Origin of the sequence: Sphingobium rhizovicinum, from assembly GCF_042647625.1 — a bacterium.
Classification (GTDB): domain Bacteria; phylum Pseudomonadota; class Alphaproteobacteria; order Sphingomonadales; family Sphingomonadaceae; genus Sphingobium; species Sphingobium rhizovicinum.
Genome location: NZ_JBHRVU010000004.1, coordinates 264,730 through 283,994 on the forward strand (window position 1 = coordinate 264,730; position 19,265 = coordinate 283,994).

At 65.4% G+C, this 19,265-nt stretch carries 16 protein-coding genes and 1 pseudogene; 6 read left to right on the forward strand and 11 right to left on the reverse strand.

The window, feature by feature from the left end:
- Positions 1-100: 100 nt before the first annotated feature.
- Positions 101-1,495: a porin gene (locus tag ACFOKF_RS02600; RefSeq protein WP_380792846.1), complete on the reverse strand. Its 1,395-nt coding sequence runs from the start codon at positions 1,493-1,495 to the stop codon at positions 101-103.
- A gap of 112 nt (positions 1,496-1,607) precedes the next feature.
- Entirely contained in the window at positions 1,608-2,564 is a 957-nt protein-coding gene (locus ACFOKF_RS02605; protein ID WP_380792848.1) for a PQQ-dependent catabolism-associated beta-propeller protein, read from the reverse strand.
- A 152-nt stretch (positions 2,565-2,716) separates the two neighbouring features.
- Between ACFOKF_RS02605 and pedF the strand changes: the two genes are divergently transcribed.
- From pedF to ACFOKF_RS02625, 4 genes are all read left to right on the forward strand, one after another.
- Entirely contained in the window at positions 2,717-3,142 is a 426-nt protein-coding gene (pedF, locus tag ACFOKF_RS02610) for a cytochrome c-550 PedF (RefSeq protein WP_380797618.1), read from the forward strand.
- A gap of 5 nt (positions 3,143-3,147) precedes the next feature.
- Positions 3,148-4,005: a substrate-binding periplasmic protein gene (locus ACFOKF_RS02615; RefSeq protein ID WP_380792850.1), complete on the forward strand. Its 858-nt coding sequence runs from the start codon at positions 3,148-3,150 to the stop codon at positions 4,003-4,005.
- Positions 4,006-4,102: 97 nt separating this feature from the next.
- Positions 4,103-5,842 carry a methanol/ethanol family PQQ-dependent dehydrogenase gene (locus tag ACFOKF_RS02620; RefSeq protein WP_380792852.1) on the forward strand — a complete coding sequence of 580 codons (1,740 nt, stop codon included), beginning with the start codon at positions 4,103-4,105 and terminating at the stop codon, positions 5,840-5,842.
- Between the two features lie 67 nt (positions 5,843-5,909).
- Positions 5,910-6,692: a response regulator gene (locus ACFOKF_RS02625; RefSeq protein WP_380792854.1), complete on the forward strand. Its 783-nt coding sequence runs from the start codon at positions 5,910-5,912 to the stop codon at positions 6,690-6,692.
- A 20-nt stretch (positions 6,693-6,712) separates the two neighbouring features.
- Here the strand turns inward: ACFOKF_RS02625 and ACFOKF_RS02630 are convergent, their stop codons facing one another.
- From ACFOKF_RS02630 to ACFOKF_RS02665, 8 genes are all read right to left on the reverse strand, one after another.
- Complete coding sequence (locus ACFOKF_RS02630; protein ID WP_380792856.1) at positions 6,713-7,153, reverse strand: hypothetical protein; 441 nt, start codon at positions 7,151-7,153, stop codon at positions 6,713-6,715.
- Positions 7,090-8,295 (reverse strand): cation:proton antiporter, encoded by a 1,206-nt coding sequence (locus tag ACFOKF_RS02635; RefSeq protein ID WP_380792858.1) that lies wholly within the window; start codon positions 8,293-8,295, stop codon positions 7,090-7,092. The genes ACFOKF_RS02630 and ACFOKF_RS02635 overlap by 64 nt, the downstream gene beginning before the upstream one ends.
- A 59-nt stretch (positions 8,296-8,354) precedes the next feature.
- The gene (locus tag ACFOKF_RS02640) at positions 8,355-10,586 is read right to left on the reverse strand and encodes a hybrid sensor histidine kinase/response regulator (RefSeq protein WP_380792859.1); all 2,232 of its coding nucleotides are present in this window, start codon (positions 10,584-10,586) and stop codon (positions 8,355-8,357) included.
- The gene (locus ACFOKF_RS02645) at positions 10,583-11,725 is read right to left on the reverse strand and encodes an FIST N-terminal domain-containing protein (RefSeq protein WP_380792860.1); all 1,143 of its coding nucleotides are present in this window, start codon (positions 11,723-11,725) and stop codon (positions 10,583-10,585) included. Before ACFOKF_RS02645 ends, ACFOKF_RS02640 begins: the two co-directional genes overlap by 4 nt.
- 95 nt (positions 11,726-11,820) lie before the next feature.
- Entirely contained in the window at positions 11,821-12,225 is a 405-nt protein-coding gene (locus ACFOKF_RS02650; protein ID WP_380792862.1) for a DUF779 domain-containing protein, read from the reverse strand.
- 111 nt (positions 12,226-12,336) lie between these two features.
- Complete coding sequence (gene adh, locus ACFOKF_RS02655) at positions 12,337-13,857, reverse strand: aldehyde dehydrogenase (protein WP_380792863.1); 1,521 nt, start codon at positions 13,855-13,857, stop codon at positions 12,337-12,339.
- 65 nt (positions 13,858-13,922) lie between these two features.
- On the reverse strand, positions 13,923-14,381 hold the full coding sequence (locus tag ACFOKF_RS02660; protein ID WP_380792865.1) for a pseudoazurin: 459 nt from the start codon (positions 14,379-14,381) through the stop codon (positions 13,923-13,925).
- Between the two features lie 77 nt (positions 14,382-14,458).
- The gene (locus ACFOKF_RS02665) at positions 14,459-15,001 is read right to left on the reverse strand and encodes a rhodanese-like domain-containing protein (RefSeq protein WP_380792867.1); all 543 of its coding nucleotides are present in this window, start codon (positions 14,999-15,001) and stop codon (positions 14,459-14,461) included.
- Positions 15,002-15,080: 79 nt separating this feature from the next.
- Here ACFOKF_RS02665 and ACFOKF_RS02670 point away from each other — a divergent pair, with 79 nt between their 5' ends.
- Together ACFOKF_RS02670 and ACFOKF_RS02675 are read left to right on the forward strand one after the other, a co-directional pair.
- Positions 15,081-15,890, forward strand: coding sequence for a quinoprotein dehydrogenase-associated SoxYZ-like carrier (locus ACFOKF_RS02670; protein WP_380792869.1), 810 nt, complete (start codon positions 15,081-15,083; stop codon positions 15,888-15,890).
- Positions 15,887-16,831 (forward strand): quinoprotein relay system zinc metallohydrolase 1, encoded by a 945-nt coding sequence (locus ACFOKF_RS02675; RefSeq protein ID WP_380792871.1) that lies wholly within the window; start codon positions 15,887-15,889, stop codon positions 16,829-16,831. Before ACFOKF_RS02670 ends, ACFOKF_RS02675 begins: the two co-directional genes overlap by 4 nt.
- 49 nt (positions 16,832-16,880) lie before the next feature.
- Here the strand turns inward: ACFOKF_RS02675 and ACFOKF_RS02680 are convergent.
- A pseudogene (locus tag ACFOKF_RS02680) lies at positions 16,881-19,213 on the reverse strand (TonB-dependent receptor).
- Positions 19,214-19,265: the final 52 nt, after the last annotated feature.

The following is a 19,265-nucleotide window of genomic DNA, read 5'->3' on the forward strand; positions in this document are numbered from 1 at the left end:
CCCTCGACGCCCCTCTCTCTATTTTCCTTGCCTTTTGCAAATGGAAAGGGGCCGCACCCTATTAGGATACGGCCCCCGCCCCGTGACATTGTTCCTTCGGTCAGAAGAACAGGATCGCGCCTGCGGCAATGGCGTCGGACGTCGCCTTGTTGCCGTTATGCGCCTTCGACGTGGTGCTGACATATTCGCCCAGCAACGTCACCCAGCTGTTGAGGCCATAGCGGACCTGCCCGACCCAGCTGCTATTCTTGTCGACCAGCGTCGGGTTGGCCAGCGCATCGGCCGCATTGGCATAGTCAAGGTTGCTTTCGCCATAACTGCCCCCGACCGAGAATTTGCCGAAGGTCGTCAGCCCTTGCAGATAGAAGCCATGGCTGTCGCGCCGGTTGCCCAGGCCATCGGTGTCGAACAGGTTGAGCGCCGTCGTGCCCAGGCCCGATGCGTCATAATAGGTGCCGACCAAAGTGACCGGGCCGAACGTGACCTTGGCGCCCGCGTCCCAGCCCCAGCCGGTATAGTCCGGCCCGGCGATGACATTATGCTTTTGCGAAATGCCCGACGCCCAAAGGCGCGTCGCGAGGTCGCCGAACTTGCCATCATAGACGAACTTGGCCTGGAAGCCGGGTTGCTTGTTCGCTTCCTCCGGCCCGGTGAGCGACGATAACGGCTCGAATATGCCGATGCTGGCGGTAAAGCCGCTGAAGCTGGGCGTGGTGTAGGTGATCTGCGGCTGGAAATCGGTGTAGATATAGCCGGTGCCGATCCGCCCCAGCGTCGTGTTGGACGGGGCGACATTGCCCGCCGGGGTGCCCGACGACAGCAATGTGATGTCGTTCAGGATCGATTCCGACTGGAACAGGCCGATGTCGCGGCCGATCTTCACTTCGCCAAAGCCGGCGCGGCCGAAGGTCAGATAGGTCTGGCGGAAATCGATGCCGGCGGTCTGGAGCGCGCGGGGATTGCCGCCGCTGTTCGCGCCGCCACCGACATAGCTGACCGAATTGATGCCCGGATACATGCCGAAATGCGCGCCAACGTCCCATCCGTCCAGGCTGGTCGATGCCTCGACCTTCAGGAAGCCGGGCAGCAGGCCGTTGCGCACCGCGGAACTGTTGCCGCCCACCGTGGCGACGCCACCTGTTACCGCCGTAGTGGCGCTGGGCGTATCGCCATTGTCATGGACATAGAAGCCATTGACGGAGCCGGAGAATTTCAGCGTCACATCGCCAACCTGAAGGCCAACGCCGCTATCGGTCATCCGCACATAGCCCGCGCCGCCCGATGCGTCCGGCGTCACCGCCGGAGCGGGCGCGGCGGCCTGCGCGGTTTCGGTCGCCTGCCCTTTCACCAGTTCCTGATATTCGTCGTCGGTCAGGATGCCCTTTTCGTGCAGCCGTTTCAGCAGGTCCGCGGTGGTGCCGGCCATGGCCGGCGCTGCGGTGGCGGCGAGCATCAGCGCTCCAGCCGCGCTCATCAGGCGCAACGTCCCCTTCATATCATCCTCCCTGTCTTCGCGCCGGCTTGTCTCCGGCTGGGGCGGAGAGTGCTGCGGAAGGGAAGGGGGAGAAATTGGACTTAGGTTCTCCTCCCTTCGGGCAGGCGGATCATCAGGGCGCGATCGCTATACCCCACGGCGCTGCGCCGACCGCGATGGTGCCGGTCACCTGCGCCTTGGCCAGATCGATCACCGACACATTGTCCGAAAGGCCATTGGCGCTGTAGGCGTGGGCGCCGTCCGCGCTGATCGCGACATGCCAGACGCGCTTGCCCACCGGCACATAGGCCCGCACCTTGCGGCTCGCCACATCGATGATGGCGACATGATCGGCCCGGCCCAGCGCGATCACCGCCGTCCTGCCATCGGGCGTGAAGCGGATGCCGCAGGGCAGGATGCGATGGTCGGGGATGCCGGGGATGGCGAAGTGCAGCGTCTCGGTCACGTGCCGGCTGGCGGTGTCGACGATCTGCACCGTGCCGCCCACCTCCGCCGCGACCCACAAGCTCTTGCCGTCGCCGGTAAATTCGACATGGCGGGGGCGCAGGTCGACCGGCGTTTCGGCGACCATCGCCCTGCTCCCCACATCGATCCAGTTGACGACATTATCCTCCTCGGACGTGACGGCCACCCATTTGCCGTCCGGGCTTTGCGCCACCCCCTCCGGCTCGCCGCCGACATCGACCTGATAGGCGACGCTCTTGCTGGCCAGATCAATCGCGGTCAGCGCGGCGTCATCCTCATTGGCGACGAACAAAGTCTTGCCGTCGCGCGACAGGAAGAATTGCTCGGGGTCTTGCCCCGATGGCAGTTCGGCCACCACCGCGCCGGTCGCCCGGTCGATCACCTGCACCGCATGGTCCAGACTGGCGCAGAGATAAATGTAGCGCCCATCCTTTGACACGGTGATGCCGCGCGGCCGGCCGCCGACCTTCCATGTCGCGCGCACCGCGCCCGACGCCGCGTCGATCACGCTGACGCTGTCGCCCCGCTCGTTGGAGACATAGAGGGTTTCGGCCTGCGCTGCGGCCGGCATCAGCATCAGCCCGGCCATCATTATCCGCTTCATCGTCTCTTCCTCTCCCTGCCCCTATTCTTGTCCCAAGGGTCTATCCGCAGCCCTGTCTCTACGGGATTGTACCAATGGCCAATGGGGGCGCGGCGCGCGCTTGCCTACACTCGGACGCATCAGGGGAAAACCGACCGGGTGAGGATATAATGATGAATTTGGGTAGGGTCGCGTTGCTGGGTGCCATGGCTGTACTGGGCATGACCGCGACAAGTGCATTGATGGCGCATGGCGATGTGACGCCGCAGGCGGTGGATACGTCGGCATTGCCGGAAATCGGCGACGCCTGGCTGGAGAAGAATCCCTATAGCGGCAATGCCAAGGCGATCGAGATCGGCCAGTCGGCCTATGGCCAGAATTGCGCCCGCTGCCACGGCCTGGACGCGGAGAGCGGCGGCATCGCGCCGGACCTGCGCTATCTGGAACAGGGCGAATCGGGCGACCAGTGGTTCGCCGAACGCTTCCGCCACGGTTCCAGCCATGACGGCAAAGTCTATATGCCGCCGTTCGGCGATGTGCTGGGGCAGAAGGCCGGCTGGGCCATCCGCGCCTGGCTCGAAACCAAGTTCCAGGGCTGATCGCCATGCTCTCGCGGCGGGGGCTGATCGGCGGGGCGGGGGCGGCGCTGGCGCTGGGCTTGATGCCCGGCGGCCTCAGCGCCGCCCCGCTCGCCAAGGTCAAGGCGCTGGGCGCCATCCGGGTGGTCGTCTATCAGAATAACCGCCCATGGTCCTGGGAGGAGGGCGACAAGCTCATTGGGCTGGACGCCGATCTGGCGCAGGCGATCGCCACGAAGCTGGGCGTGCGCGCCGATGTCGCCCAGCTGGTCGCGGACGAAAGCGCCGACGATGACCTGCGCAATGGCGTGTGGAAGGGCGGACTGCTGGGCTTCACGCCCGGCGACATCATGCTGCATGTTCCCTTCGACCGGACCTTTGCATCGCGTAACGATCAGGTCGCGATCGTCGCGCCTTATTATCGCGAAAGCTTTGGCCTCGCCGGCGCGGGCGGCATGGCGGTGGAGGCGATGCCGACCGAGTGGAAAGGCCGCCGGCTGGCTGTCGAGCTGGACTCCATTCCCGATTTCTACCTGATCGGCAGCTTCGGCGGCGTGCTGGCCAAGGACGTCACTCATTATCCGACCGGATCGGACGCGGTGGCCGCCACTCTGGCGGGCAAGGCCGACGCCGTGCTGGCCAGCCGCGCCCAGATAGAGGAGGCGGCCCGCCGCGCCGGCGGACCGCCTCTGACCTGGCGCAAGGGACCATTGCCCGCCTTCGCTTCGCCCGGCTGGGACATCGGCATGGCGGTCAAGGAAAATAGCCGCACGCTGGGCGACGCGGTGGAGGAAATCGTCACCGCCATGGCGACCAGCGGCGAAATGAAGGCGCTGTTCGCCCGCTATGGCGTCACCTGGACGCCAGCGCAGGCGGCGGGGTGAAGGGCCGACCAAAGGTTCAATTGCCGCTTTGTCGGGGTGGCATAGTCTGCACGCAAACGGGGGGCGTAGAGCGCCCGTTTTAATAGGGAGGATGGTTATGAAAGGACCGATGATGCGGGCGCTGTCGGGCGCTGCCGCACTGTCGCTGGCGGTCGCTGCGGCGCCGTTGCTGGCCGAAGGGCCAACCGATGCGGATCTGATGAACGACGCGGCGTCGACCGGCGACGTACTGACCTATGGCATGGGGCCTCAGGCGCATCGCTTCAGTTCGCTCAAGGCGATCGATTCGAGCAATGTGTCGAAACTGGTGCCCGCTTTTGCTGCATCGCTGGGCGGCGAAAAGCAGCGCGGTCAGGAAGCGCAGCCGATCGTCTATGACGGCACCATCTATGTGACGGGCAGCTATTCGCGCGTCTTCGCGTTCGACGCCCGCACCGGCGAGGAAAAATGGCAATATGACGCCCGCCTGCCCGACGGCATCATGCCCTGCTGCGACGTCGTCAATCGCGGCGCAGCCATCTATGGCGACAAGATCATCTTCGCCACGCTGGACGCGCGCCTCGTGGCGCTCAACCGCAACACCGGCAAGGTGATCTGGAACAAGCAGATTGCCGACTATAAGGAAGGCTACAGCGCCACCGCCGCGCCCCTGATCGTCAAGGGCATGGTCATCACCGGCAATTCGGGCGGCGAATTTGGCGTAGTGGGGGCCGTGGAAGCCAGAGACGTCAATACCGGCGAACTGATCTGGCATCGTCCCGTGATCGAAGGCCATATGGGCACGCTCAAGGGCAAGGATAATGGCATCACCGGCAAGCTCAACGCCAGCTGGCCGGGCGACCTGTGGAAAAGCGGCGGCGGCGCGACCTGGCTGGGCGGCACCTATGACCCGGAAACCAACCTGCTTTTCTTCGGCACCGGCAATCCCGCGCCCTGGAACAGCCATCTGCGTCCCGGCGACAATCTCTACACCGCCTCCACCCTGGCGATCGATCCGGACACCGGCGTCATCAAATGGCATTTCCAGACCACGCCGCATGACGGCTGGGATTTCGACGGCGTGAATGAGTTCATTCCCTTCGACGCCACGGTCAACGGCAAGCCGATGAAGCTGGGCGCAAAGGCCGACCGCAACGGCTATTTCTTCGTGCTCGATCGCACCAACGGCAAGTTCATCAGCGCCAGCAAGTTCGTGGCGCAGACGACCTGGGCCAATGGCTTCAACAAGAATGGCAAGCCCAACTATATTCCCGAAGGCCGTCCGCCAGCCCCCGGCGAGGGCAAGGGCAAGCCGGTCTTCGCCTCGCCCTCCTTCCTGGGCGGCAAGAACTGGATGCCCATGGCCTACAGCCAGGATACGGGCCTGTTCTACATCCCGTCCAACGACTGGGGCATGGACATCTGGAACGAGCCGATCGCCTACAAGAAGGGCGCGGCCTATCTGGGTGCGGGCTTCACCATCAAGCCGATTGCCGACGATCATATCGGCGTGCTGCGCGCGATGGACCCAAAGACCGGCAAGATCATGTGGGAATATAAGAACAAGGCGCCGCTCTGGGGCGGCGTTCTGACCACTGGCGGCAACCTTGTCTTCACCGGCACGCCCGAAGGTTTCCTCAAGGCGTTCGACGCCAAGACGGGCCAGGAATTGTGGAAGTTCCAGACCGGGTCCGGCGTGGTCGGATCGCCCGTCACCTGGGAACAGGATGGCGAACAATATGTGGCGGTGATGTCCGGCTGGGGCGGCGCGGTGCCGCTGTGGGGCGGCGAAGTCGCCAAATCGTTCAAGGACATCAATCAGGGCGGCGCGCTCTGGGTGTTCAAGCTGCCGAAATAAGGGGTGACGCGCGCAGGGCCGATGCCGGTCTTGCGCGCATTGCCACCAGAGACAAGGACCAAAGACAATGATCGTCATGGGACGCGGACATCATACGCAATCGGCCCCGGCCATCCCGCCCGGCGCAATGCGTTTTGCCGCGTCCCATGACTTGACCGACCATCCGATGCAGGGGCATGATATGGGCCATTATATGGGCGGGGATGCGATTATGGAGCGGGTGCTGATCATCGATGATCATCCCCTGGTGCGTGACGGTTTGCGCAGCGTGATCGCGATCAGTTTCGACAATATCGAGATTTTCGAGGCGGCCGGTCTGGATGAGGCCGTCGCCACGCTGGAAAAGCAGGATAATTTCGACCTGATCCTGCTCGACCTCAATATTCCCGACGTGCGCCGGCTCGACGGCCTGAAGCTGCTGCGCGATCGTTTTCCGATCCTGCCCGTCGTCATGGTGTCGGGCGCATTTGATCGCGCCATCGTGCAGGAAGCGCTCGCCGCCGGCGCCGCCGGCTTCATTCCCAAATCATTGAAGCGCAGCGCCATCGTCGATGCGCTGCACCGGGTCGTGTCGGGCGAAATCTACCTGCCCGAAACCATGGGGGAGGGCGCTGCGCCCTCAGCCGAGGAAGATGACATCGCCCGCCGTATCGACAGCCTGACGCCGCAGCAGAAGACGGTGCTGGGCCATCTGGTCAATGGCCGCCTCAACAAGCAGATCGCGCACGACCTCAACGTGTCGATGACCACGATCAAGGCGCATGTATCGGCGATCCTGCAAAAGCTGGGCGTGCTCAGCCGCACGCAGGCGGTGATCAAGGCCAACCGGGTGCATTTCGGCGAGGAGTAAGGCGGCCCTCCTTGGTTTTATTATGCCTTGGCGGCCAGCGCGCTCAGTTCCTCCAGATCCAGATCGCGCTCCAGTTCGTGGAGCGTCTCTTCGTCAATGTCGCCATTGCGGTGCAGCCGCAGCAACTCGATCCGGCCCGCCGCCACCGCCTTCAGGATCAGGTCGAAATGCGCGTGCAGCGTTTCGGCATGTTCCTCCTCCTGTCCTGCATAAGTGGCTGACAGGGTCGCATGGCGGCGATAACGGTCCAGCAGGCGCGGATGGATCACATTGCCGTCCTCGTCATGGGCATGAATTTCGACAATTTTCAGCTGGGCCTGCGCCATCGCCGCTTCCGCCTCGCTCATCGTCATGCGCGCGCGATCGCCCTCCGGCTCCTCCAGCTTCACCAGCCGGATCACCATGCCCAGCGTCGTCCCCTGCACCAGCACCGTGCCGATGATGACGGCGAAGGCGGCCACCAATATGAAGTCGCGGCCGGGAAATCCTCCGGCACGCTCAGCGCCACCGCCAGCGTCACCACGCCGCGCATCCCGGCCCAGCCCAGCACCGTGGCCGCCCGCGCGCCGATCGGCGTATAGCGGCGTATCCCGGCGGCGCGCAGGGCGTGGATCACGGCGTCGGCGCCGAACACCCAGAGGAACCGCGCCAGCGTGAGCGCCGCCAATATGGCCAGCACCGGCCCCGCCATCTCGTGCAGCACCACGTCGAAGCCGCCGACCCGGTCGATCACGCCGCGCAGCGATGATCCGATCAGCAGGAAGACGAACGCCTCCATCAGGAAGATCATCACGGCCCAGAAGGCGGTGCCGTTCATCCGCACTTCGGCGGAAAAGACGATATGCTGATACCAGCCGCAGATGAGGCCGGTGGTGACGGTCGCGATCACGCCCGACAGATGCCCGCTTTCCGCCAGCAGATAGGACGCCCATGGCGCCAGCAGCGAGGAGGCGATCATCAGATATTTGTCGTTGAGCCGGGGCACCAGCAGCACCCAGGCCGCGCCCACCAGCGCGCCGACGACCGCGCCGCCGATCGCCAGCAGCGCAAAGCTTTCCAGCGCATCGACCATGCTGAACGCCCCCGTCACCCCCGCCGCGATGGCGAAGCGGAAGAGGACGAGGCCGCTGGCGTCGTTGAACAGGCTTTCGCCCTCCAGCAGGATCGACAGGCGGCGGGGCAGATGCACGCGTTGCAGCACGGCGCGCGCGGATACGGCGTCAGGCGGCGACACGATCGCGCCCAGCGCCGCGCAGGCGGCCCAGGGCAGCGACGGCGCCAGCCAGTGCGTCACCACCGCCACGATCACCGTGGTAAAGATGACCGCGCCGATCGCCAGCCCGATGATCCCCAGCATATGGCGATGCAGGTGGCGCAGCGCGATGAACCATGCCCCGTCCATCAGCAGCGGCGGCAGAAAGATCACCAGCACCAGTTCGGGGTCGAGCGCAATCACCGGCAATCCGGGCACGAAAGCGAACAGCGCGCCGCCAGCCAGCAGCGCGACCGCCGGCGGCAGGCTCAGTTTGTGCGCAGCATAATGCAGCAGGATGATCGCCAGCAGCATGGCGATCACCAGTTCGAACATTTGCATTGCGTGCATCGCGTCGCCCCCTTGTGCAGCCGACCTTAACGTCCGCGCGGGGCAGGGCCAAGCCCGCGCTATTTCAGCATGGTGCGCAACAATGCCCGCAATTGCGCGGGCTTGACCGGCTTGTTGAGCAGGGGCGTGCCCTGCGCGTCCAGCCGCGCCTTCAACTCCTTGCCCCGGTCGGCGGAGATCATGATCGCGGGCACCGCCGCGCCGAAATGATCGCGCAGCTGCGCCAGCGTCGCTTCGCCCGTCTCGCCATCGTTCAGGTGATAGTCGATCAGGATGATGTCGGGCGCCAGCCCAGCGGCGAACAGGCCGGCCGCCTCGGCAAAGCCGCCCGCCGTCTGCACCGTGCATCCCCATCCGCCCAGCAGCGTCCGCATCCCCGTCTGGATCGCCCGTTCATTGTCGATTACCAGAATGTTGAGGCCGCGCATCGTGCGGTCGCGGCCGGGCGTGTCCCATCCGTTCGCCTGTTCCGCCACCGGCTCTCCCATCGGCAGGTCGATCGCGAAGGTCGCCCCCTTGCCCGGAACCGATTCCAGCGTCACCCGATGGCCCAGCATGTCGCTCGCCCGCCTGACGATGGCGAGGCCCAGCCCCTTGCCACTGGTCCGCGTATCGAGCCGGCGAAACTCCTCGAACACCAAAGCCTGCTTGTCGGGCGCGATGCCAGGGCCGCTGTCGGTGACGCTCACCCTGACGCCTTGCACATCCGCCTGACAAACGACCGTTACCGATCCGCGCTGGGTATAGCGCAGCGCGTTGGACAGGAAATTCTGCAAGATGCGGCGCACCAGCCTGATGTCGGACCGGATCCAGATCGGATCGCTGGCGATATGCAGGGTCAGTCCTGCCGCGCGCGCGACCGGCGCAAATTCGACCCGCAACGTGCCGAGCAAAGTATCGAGCCGGAAGTCGCCAATCTCCGGCTGGATCGCGCCCGCGTCGAGCCGGCTGATCTCCAGCAGCGCTTCCAGCAGATCCTCCACTGAATCGAGCGCGGTCGACGTCTGGTTGACCAGTGCGCGGGTCGGCAGCGCCAGCCGCCGGTCGCCCAGCGCCGCGACGAACAGCCGCGCGGCGTTCAGCGGTTGCAACAGGTCATGGCTCGCCGCCGCCAGAAAGCTGGTCTTGGACAGGTTCGCCTTTTCCGCCGCCGTCTTGGCGTCGCGCAACTGGCCCTCAATCTCGCGCCGTTCCGCCACTTCGGCGCGCAGCTCCGCCGTGCGGTCGGCCACCCGCCGCTCCAGATTTTCCGCCGTTTCCTGCAAGCTCGCCTGCGCGCGCAGCATGTCGGTGACGTCGGTGAAGCCGATCACCTGTCCGCCCCGTTCCAGCGCGGTGCTGCGCAGTTCAAAACTGCGCTCCCCCGCCCGGACCAGCGCATGCATCGAATCGGATCGCTGGCCATGGCCGCGCCAGTCCAGGCATCCCTGATCCGCCATGCCCAGCCGATCGCGGCACAATGTCACCAGCGCGGCATGGGTGCCGCTCTCCTGCGCCCAGTCGTCGGGCAGGCCCAGCAGATGCTGCAACGCTTCGTTCCAGGCCGCGACCCGCCCCTGCGCGTCGAACAGGCACACGCCTTCGGACAGATTGTCCAGCGTCGCCTGCAACACCAGATTGCGCTCGGCCAGCTCCAGCGCCCGGTCGCGCGCATCCTCCGCCTTCACCTCGGTAATGTCGGTATAGATGCCGACGATGCCGCCCTCGCTGGTGCGCAGTTCGTTGATCTGCACCCACCGCCCGTCGGCCAGCGCCTGCACATGGCCGCCATCGGCGACGCTGTGCCGCGCCAGCCGGTCCGACACCCAGCGGTCGGGCGCCACCACCGATCCCAAAGGCTGGTGATAGGCGGCGGCCAGCCGCGCCACTTCTTCGAAAGACAGGCCTTCGCGCACCTGATCGGCGATTTCCGGCCAGAAGCCCAGATAGGCTTCGTTGAACAGCACCAGCCGGTCGTCGGCGTCGAACAGCACGAAGCCTTCGTTGATCGATGCGATCGCGTCGCGCAGGCGGATCTGCGCGGCTTCGGCCGTATCATGGGCTTCGGCCAGATCGGCATTGGCCTTGGCCAGCCGGCCCAGCGCATCCTCCAGCTCCATCGTCCGTTCGCGCACCATCGCTTCCAGCGTGATCGCGGTTTCGAACATGGAAAAGGCGTTGCCGGCCATGTCGCTCGACCGTTCGACCCGGTCGATCAGCGCGGCGTTGATCTTGCGCAGCTTGCGCACCTCCTCGCGCAAACTGTCCAGTTCGCTGTCGCTTTGTGCGGCGGGGAGCGCGACGTCGCTCATCGCCCGATCGCAAGCCCGCTGAAGGTCTGGTTGACGTGCAGGGCGTGATATTGCTCGCCATAGGTGTTGAAGCCGATCACCCGATGGCGGCCATAAAGTTCGGAAACGGCCCGGCCAATCTGCCGCCGTTCCGCATCAATGCGGTTGAGCACGCAGTCGAAGGCGATGATGCGGTCGACGGTGCCGACATGGGCGGCGATGTCGGTGAACATCGCCTCCATGCCCGCGATCCGGTCCACCGGCTCGCCCACGGTCAGCACGATGCCTTCGTCGATCGCGCAATAGAAGGTCAGGCTGCCGTCCGCATTGGCGCTCTGGATCGACCGGACATGATAGTCGCCGCCCGCCCGCACCATCGGCGGATGCGCGGCATAAAAGGCCAGCCCCAGTTCCTCGCCGGCATGGCCCGCCAGCCGCAAATATTCCTGCGCCGCCGGTTCGGCGTTGATTTCCGTCACGATCCGGTCCTGCGGGATGGCGCCGGTCACGACCATCTTGGCCGCGCCGGGGCGATAATGCTGCGCCTTGAACACATGGACCGGCCGGGCGGTGGACAGGATGGCGATCACCGCCGCGCGTCGATGGAAACGCCCGCCTTGAAAGATCGCCGTTTCGCGGAAGGCGAGGCCATCGCCGGACGATCCGCCGATCAGCGGAATGTCGCCCAGCGCGTCCTGCATCGTCATGGTCAGCAATTCCTCGCGATGCGACAGGCCATCGACCAGGAACAGGGCGACATGATTGACATGGTCGCCCAGATGCCGGCTGTCGCGATCGGCAATCGCCGCCAGCGCGCGAATATCCTCCCGCGCGGCTACCGGATCGAACGCATCAATATCATCGAAGATATGGGAGACGAGGTGGAAGCCGTCCGCCGGGAAGCCGATGACGCTGAGGCTATCCTCGTCATAGCCCGCCTCGGTCAGTTCGCCCGAGCTGGTGCAACCGATGGCGACGACATTTTCGCTATGGCGATTGACCGCGCGGGCCAGCGCATCCCGGTCGAAACGATGGGAGCAGAAGAGCAGCATGCCGGCCAGCGGCGCGTCCCCCAATTGCCGCGCGACATCGGCCATCGCCACCGCCGGGTCCGGCGAGTGGCTCGACGCAAAGCCGATCTCCGACGCTAGCATGGTCATGTCCCTCTCCCCGCGGCTACCCTAATTTTTCCGGCCTGATTTTTCAGGGTTATGCACCGCCTTGCCTTCGCTTGTCATCCTTGGAAATGGTGCATCTATCCCGTTACGGCATCCCCGCGTAGCGGGTCGCCCGCCGCCTCCAGCAGAGCATTTTCGTCGTCGGTGAAGATGCGCGAGCGGACGATGAAGCGCACGCCTTCCGGGCTTTCCAGCGACATGCCCGCGCCACGTCCCGGCACGACGTCGATCGTCACCTGCGTATGGCGCCAATATTCGAACTGCGCCGCGCCGATCCACACGGGAATGTCGCCCGCCACATGACCCAGCAGCACATCCTGCGCGCCCACCCTGAACTCGCCGCGCGGGAAGCACATGGGCGCAGACCCGTCGCAACAGCCGCCCGACTGGTGGAACATCAGCGGGCCGTGCTTCCGGGCCAGCAGGTGCATCAGCGCTTGCGCTTCAGGCGTGGCCAATATGCGGGGGGGAAGGGCCGTCATGATCATCCTCCTGAAAAACGACGATGCGGCGGGCATCGGGGAAAATGATGCCCGCCGCCGTCGAAGGCGTATTTGGAGAGGAGAGCGCCTTCGACTGTTCGCAGCCCCCGCTTAGAAGAAGCCGAGCGCCTTGGGGCTGTAGCTGACCAGCAGATTCTTGGTCTGCTGATAATGGTCGAGCATCATCTTGTGGTTTTCACGGCCGATGCCCGACTGCTTGTACCCGCCGAACGCCGCATGGGCGGGGTAAGCGTGATAGCAGTTGGTCCAGACGCGACCGGCCTGAATGCCACGGCCCATGCGATAGGCGCGGGTTCCATCGCGGGTCCATACGCCGGCGCCCAGTCCATAGAGCGTGTCATTGGCGATGGCGAGCGCTTCGGCTTCGTCCTTGAAGGTGGTGACGGCCAGAACCGGGCCGAAAATTTCCTCCTGGAAGATGCGCATCTTGTTGTGGCCCTTCAGCACGGTCGGGGTCACATAATAACCATCGGCCAGTTCGCCATCGAGGCTGGCGCGTTCGCCGCCGGTCAGCAGCTGCGCGCCTTCGTTCAGGCCGATCTCGATATAGGAGAGGATCTTTTCGAGCTGGTCGTTCGATGCCTGCGCACCGATCATGGTCGACGGGTCCAGCGGACTGCCCTGCTTGATCGCCTTCACCCGTGCGATGGCGCGTTCGATGAACTTTTCGTAGATGGATTCCTGGATCAGCGCGCGGCTGGGGCAGGTGCAGACTTCGCCCTGATTGAGCGCGAACATCGCAAAGCCCTCAAGGCATTTGTCGAAATACTCATCGTCTGCGTCCATCACATCTTCGAAGAAGATGTTGGGCGACTTGCCGCCCAGTTCCAGCGTGACCGGGATCAGATTTTCCGACGCATATTGCATGATCAGGCGGCCGGTGGTGGTTTCGCCGGTAAAGGCGATTTTGCTGATCCGCTTGTTGCTGGCCAGCGGCTTGCCCGCTTCCACGCCGAAGCCGTTGACGACATTGAGCACGCCGGGCGGCAACAGGTCGCCGATCACTTCGAGCAGGACGAGGATCGACATCGGCGTCTGTTCGGCGGGCTTCAAGACGATGCAGTTGCCCGCGGCCAGCGCCGGGGCGAGTTTCCACACCGCCATCAGGATCGGGAAGTTCCACGGGATGATCTGGCCGACCACGCCCAGCGGCTCGTGGAAATGATAGGCGATCGTGTCATGGTCGATCTCGCTGATCGACCCTTCCTGCGCGCGGACGCAGCCGGCGAAGTAACGGAAATGGTCGATGGCGAGCGGCACGTCGGCATGGGTGGTTTCGCGGATCGGCTTGCCATTGTCGATCGTCTCGGCCATCGCGATGAGGTCCAGATTGGCCTCCATCCGGTCGGCGATCTTCAGCAGGATGTTCGACCGTTCGGTCGAGGAGGTCTTGCCCCAGCTATCCTTCGCCTTGTGCGCGGCATCCAGCGCCAATTCGATGTCGGCGGCGGTGCCGCGCGCGATCCGGCCGACCACCTGACCGGTGACGGGCGAGATATTGTCGAAATAGTCGCCCTGCACCGGCGCGACCCATTCGCCACCGATATAATTGTCATATTGGTCGCGGATCAGCGTCTGCCCCGCGAAACGCTCCATCACCTGCTGCAACATGCTTCTACTCCCGAATGATATGCGTCTGAATGAAAGGGCCTTGTGAATGAAAGGGGGCTGGGCGCTCATTTCACCTTGGCGAGGGCGGCGGTCATGCGCTTGGCGGCGAAGGGCGGCAGCTTCACCGCCTTGGCGGCGGCGATGTCGGCCGGCGTCACCTTGCCCACCTGCACCAGCGCGACCATGCCCATCGAATAATGGGGCATGCACTTGATGCCATAGAGGCCGGGCTTGCTGACGGTCAGCACCGCTTCCTTGTTCATGCCGCCCTTCATCGGCGTTGCGCCGGCGGGCAGCATGTTCGCCATGGTTTCGGCATTGTGGCTGGGATTGGTCGGCTGAAAGCGGATCGTGTCGCCGGGCGCGGCCTTTATATAGCTGGGCTCGAACACCATCGTGCCGTCGGCGCCCTGATTCTTCATCTGGACGACGATGTCCTTGGCGCAGGCGGGCAGCGAAACAGCCAGGGCGGCAGCGGTCAGCAGAACGGCCGGGATACGCAGGTCAGTCAAATCACTCTCCATGGAATCAAACGGCTTTCTCGGCCGGATTAAGGGGAGAGTGCGGCCACAGGGGCTGCGCGCACAATTGACCTTTGGTCCTATGGGGCGACGCCGCTATCGGGTTCGACGCGGGAAAGCGGCCGGTTGAGGTCGCTCCAGCCATCCACGCCCTCGGCCAGCCACCAGACATTGCGATAGCCCGCCGCGCGCAGCCGGCGGGCCGCATTCCATCCCATCCAGCAATCCGCCTTGCAGAACAGGATGAGCATTGCGTCACGCCGCCCCCGCGTCAGCCGGGCGACGCCCCGCAGGAACCCGTCGCCGATCCACGGCGCCAGCACGCCGCGCCCGGCTTCGGGAAACCAGTGCGCGCCGGGAATCGAGTCGTGCGGCGCGGCGAGCCGCCAGCGTCCGTCCGCTTCCCGATGCCCGCCCTCGGCCGGCAGCACGTCGATGAACAGGGCGTCGCGCCCCGGCCGCAAATGGGCGGCCGCTTCTGGCGCGATCCGCCCGACGCCGGGGGGAGCCTGATGCACCGGCGCGCGATAATGGGCGATGCGATAGCCCTGCACATCGAACAGCGCATCCTGCGCCAGTGCGGGGGATGCGGCCAGTAAGGTTGCGATGAAAACGGCGCGCATGTCTCTCTCCTGATGCGACCAAGGGCCAATGGTAGGCGACATAAAAGGAGAATAGACCCCGGCATAAGGGAGAAGGACAATGCAAAGGCAGGCAAGCCTTTGGGTCGCGATCGCCCTGGCATGGGTCGCGACCGATGCCAGGGCGACAGCGCCTGCTCAGACAGTGGCGGACCCGCTGGGATCGCCCATGTGGGCCGCCCATGCGCGCACGCTGTTCGGCGACGATCCGGTTCGCTTCGATCCGCGGGTGAAGGTCGACTTCCCCATGATTGCGGAAAATCAGCGATCCTTCCCCGTTGCCATAGATGCCCGCGCGATCCCCGGCGTGACTCGCATCGTGCTGCTGGTCGATTTGAACCCCATACCGATCGCGATCGATTATCGCCCGACCCATGCCGCCGCCTATGTCGCGACCCGGATCAAGCTGGACCAGCGGACGCCGGTGCGCGGCGCGGTGCAGCTGGCGAGCGGGGAGTGGCTGGTGTCGGGCGGCTGGGTCGATGCGGCGGGCGGGGGCTGTTCCGCCCCGCCGGTCAGCCGGGTCAAGGGCGACTGGGCTGATCATCTGGGCGAGATACGGGGCGAAGCCTGGCCGATGGCGGACGGGGTGAGCCGCCTGCGCCTGAATTTCCGGCACCCGATGGACACCGGCTTCGTCGACAATATCGCCACCTATCATCTGGAGGAACTGGCGGTGAAGGATGCGGGCGGCCGGACGCTGGGCGAGATGGAGATATGGGCCGCTGTCGCCGAAGACCCGGCCATCACTTTGATGGTCGACGGCAAGGCCGGCGACGCGCTGACGATCCTGGCGCACGACACCAATGGCCGCGATTACCGGGCCGCGCTGTCCGTGGCGCGCCAGTCGCCGATGCCGGCCGGCCGATGATCCTGTCGCGACGCGCCCTGATCGGCGGCATGGCGGCGCTGGCCGCTGCGCCCGCCTATGCCGCCGACTATGCGATCACGCCCGAAGTGATCGCAGATGGCGTCTGGCTGGTGCGTGGCGCCGACGAGCCGGTCGAGGCGGGCAATGGCGGCGCGATCGCCAATATCGCGATCATCGCCACGCCAGCCGGAACCGTGCTGTGGGAATGCGGCCCGTCGGTCCGCTACGCCCGCGCATTGGGGCAGGCGGCCGAACAACTGACCGGCAAGCCCGTCATCCGCGTCTATGTCAGCCATCTCCATCCCGATCATGGCATGGGGCTGGCCGCCTTCGATCCCGCCATCGTCGCCGCGCTGCCCGGCACGATCGACGCGCTGCGGGCGGAGGGGCAGGGCTATGCCGATGGCATGTACCGGCTGCTGGGCGACTGGATGCGCGGCACCGATCTGATCCTGCCTGGGCGGACGATCACGCAGGCGCAGGAGGATTTTGGCGGGCGCAGCCTGACCCTGCTGGCTTTGTCGGGGCATAGCAGCGCCGACCTTGCCCTGCTGGACGGGCAGACGGGCCTGTTGCTAGGCGGCGATCTGGTCTTTCACGATCGCGCGCCTAGCACGCCGACCGCCGATCTGGCGACATGGCGCGTCAGTCTGGATCGGCTCAAGACGTTGCGGCACAAGGGCGTCGTCCCCGGCCATGGTCCGTTCGATCCGGGCGGCACGGCGGCAATTGCCCAGACGCGGGACTGGATCGACTGGCTGGAAGCGACGCTGACACAGGCGGTGCGCGATGGCCTCGACATGGTGGAGGCGGGCGAGATCGCCATTCCCGACCGCTTCGCGACCATGGCCGCCGCCCGTTACGAAATGCAGCGCAGCGTCTCGCACCTCTATCCGGGGCTGGAGGCCGCGCTGCTGCCGCGGGTGGACGTGCCGGGCTGACCCCCTGGGTGCGCAGCATCGCTTGCCGCGCACCCAGGGGAAAGGCGCGTCAGAATGAAGCCTTCACGCCCACTTGCCAGCGGCGCGGCGCGCCGGGGCCGTAGGCGCGCGGATTGGAGGCGCCGGGCGCTTCCTCCAACTCGATCTCATCCACTTCGCTGAAGGTGCCGAAGGTCGCATAGCGGCGATTAAAGGCGTTGCTGAGCGTGCCGAACAGGCTGACGCCCTTGATGAGATCAACGCTGGCGCGCAGGTTGACGACCGCATAGCCGCCCAGCTTCGCTTCGTCATTGCCTTCGTCGCCGACCAGATATTGGCCCGACCGGCCAATCACATCGCCACCCACGCTCCAGCCCTTGCCGGCATAATCGATGCTGATGGTGGCGCTGTGCCGGGGATGCCCGGCAGCCGGTCGCCGCGCTCCACCGCGATCAGCCCATCCTCATCCGCCGTCGGATTGGCCGGGCTGGAAAGGGTCAGCGGCGCGCGATAGGTGGCATCGGTGAAGGCATAGCTGAGACCCGCACTGAAGCCGCCCCGGCTGGCGCGCAGCGTCGCCTCCACGCCCTGCCGCCGGGTCATGCCGATATTGCGGAAATAGGCGCGGCCGCGAATCTCCGACGCGACATATTGAATGTCGTTGCGATTGTCGGTGCGGTAAGCGGACAGCAGCCAGTCGATGGCGAAGCCGCCGGCTTGCGCATGGCCCTTCGCGCCCGCTTCCCAGCTTTTGGCCACCACCTGTTTCAAGGGCGGATCGGCGACGAAGAAATTGGTCAGGCTGCACGGTGCGTTCTCGTCGGCGCAGGATAGTTCGGCCGGGGTCGGCACGCGGTTGCTTTCGGCATAGCCCGCGCGAAGGCTGAGGGCGTCCGACAGCGCATAGTCGAACTCGATGCCGGGATTGAGCCGCTCGAAGTGATGGCGGCCATTGAGCGCGGTGCCGATCTGATCGCGCATCACGATCCGGGCGTTGTTATACCGCAGCGCGATTTCGGCCGACAGGCGCGATGTTATCGGCAGCCGGTCCTGCGCGAAGACGCCCCAATAATCGGTATGGGCGATGAGGCCGACCGGCGCGATCGCGCCGTCCTCCTGCACGATGATCGATCCCAGCCCGTCGACGCTGCGATCCTCCGTCAGCGCACCCAGTTCGGTCGATGTGTCGAAACGGGTGCGGCTGCTGTCATAGCTGAAGCCCAGCGCAAAGACATTCTCGCCTCCGTTCAGCGCCCGCTTGTCGATCAGTTGCACCAGCGCGCCCATCGCCCGTGTATTCGTGCGCCCGCGATTGAGCACGCCATAGCCTTCGCCCCCCAGCGTGTCGGCGATCGCATTGCCATCGGCGTCGGTCAGGACGGCCTGTTCTTCCTCCTCGTCATCGCCGCCCACGCTTTCCAGGCAGACATAGCCCGCATCATCCTCTTCCTCGCACCCCTCAATGTCGGCGGCGTCGCCATTGACGGTGCGCAGCGTCAGCTTCTGGGCATAGAGCGTCCCCTCTATCCGGGTGGTGTCCGACAGCGCGACCCAGGGGTGCAGGCTGATCCGGCCATAGCGGCTGCGGCTATTGTCGGGCCAAGTGAAGACCGCGCGCCGGTCCGCCGCCAGCAATTCCACCGGCGAAACGCCATTGCCCGTCAGGTTCGTGTTCGCGCCCACGATCTTCAGATGCAGGCCGCCCGTCGCCGTATCGAAGCCCACATCGCCATAGCCATTATAGAGGGTGGAGGGCGAATGATCGCGCCAGCCATCATCATGGGTATATTGGAATGCGCCGAACGCGCTCCAGTCGCCCCAGGCCATGCCGCCGGCCAGGCTCGCCTCGGTCATGCCGAAACGGCCATGCGACAGGCTGGCCTCCAGCCCCGGATCGCTGGCCCCGGTCTTGGTTTCCAGCGTCAACGCGCCGCCCAGCGCATTGAGGCCATAAACGGCGCTCTTGTCGAGCAGGTTGACGCTGCGGATCGCAGCTTCGGGCAGCAGGTCGAACTGCACCGTATCGCCAAAGGGCTGGTTGAAGCGCGCGCCGTCCAGATAGACGGCGATGCCCTGCGCCTGCCCCTGAAGCGGCGAGGCGACAAAGCCGCGATAGACCAGATTGGGCTGCCAGGGATTATTCTGCGCATCCTGAAGCGTCACGCCCGCGAAATTGCGGGTCAGCGCGCCCAGGAAATCGGGGCTGCCGGTGCGGCTGATGTCGGCGGCGGTCAGCGTCAGCGCATCGTCTATATCGACCGCGCCGCCCGGCGCGGTCACGATGATCGGCTGGCGCACGCCGTCCGCCTCGTCCGGCGCCTGCGCCCATGCCGTTCCGGCGACCAGCGCGATCGCGCTCCCCGTCAGCAGCGCCGCTAAAATCCTCACAAAGCCTCTCCCCATATTCTTTGGCGGGAAGGCTAGGGGCGGGGGCGGCGGCGCTCCATTATACCTT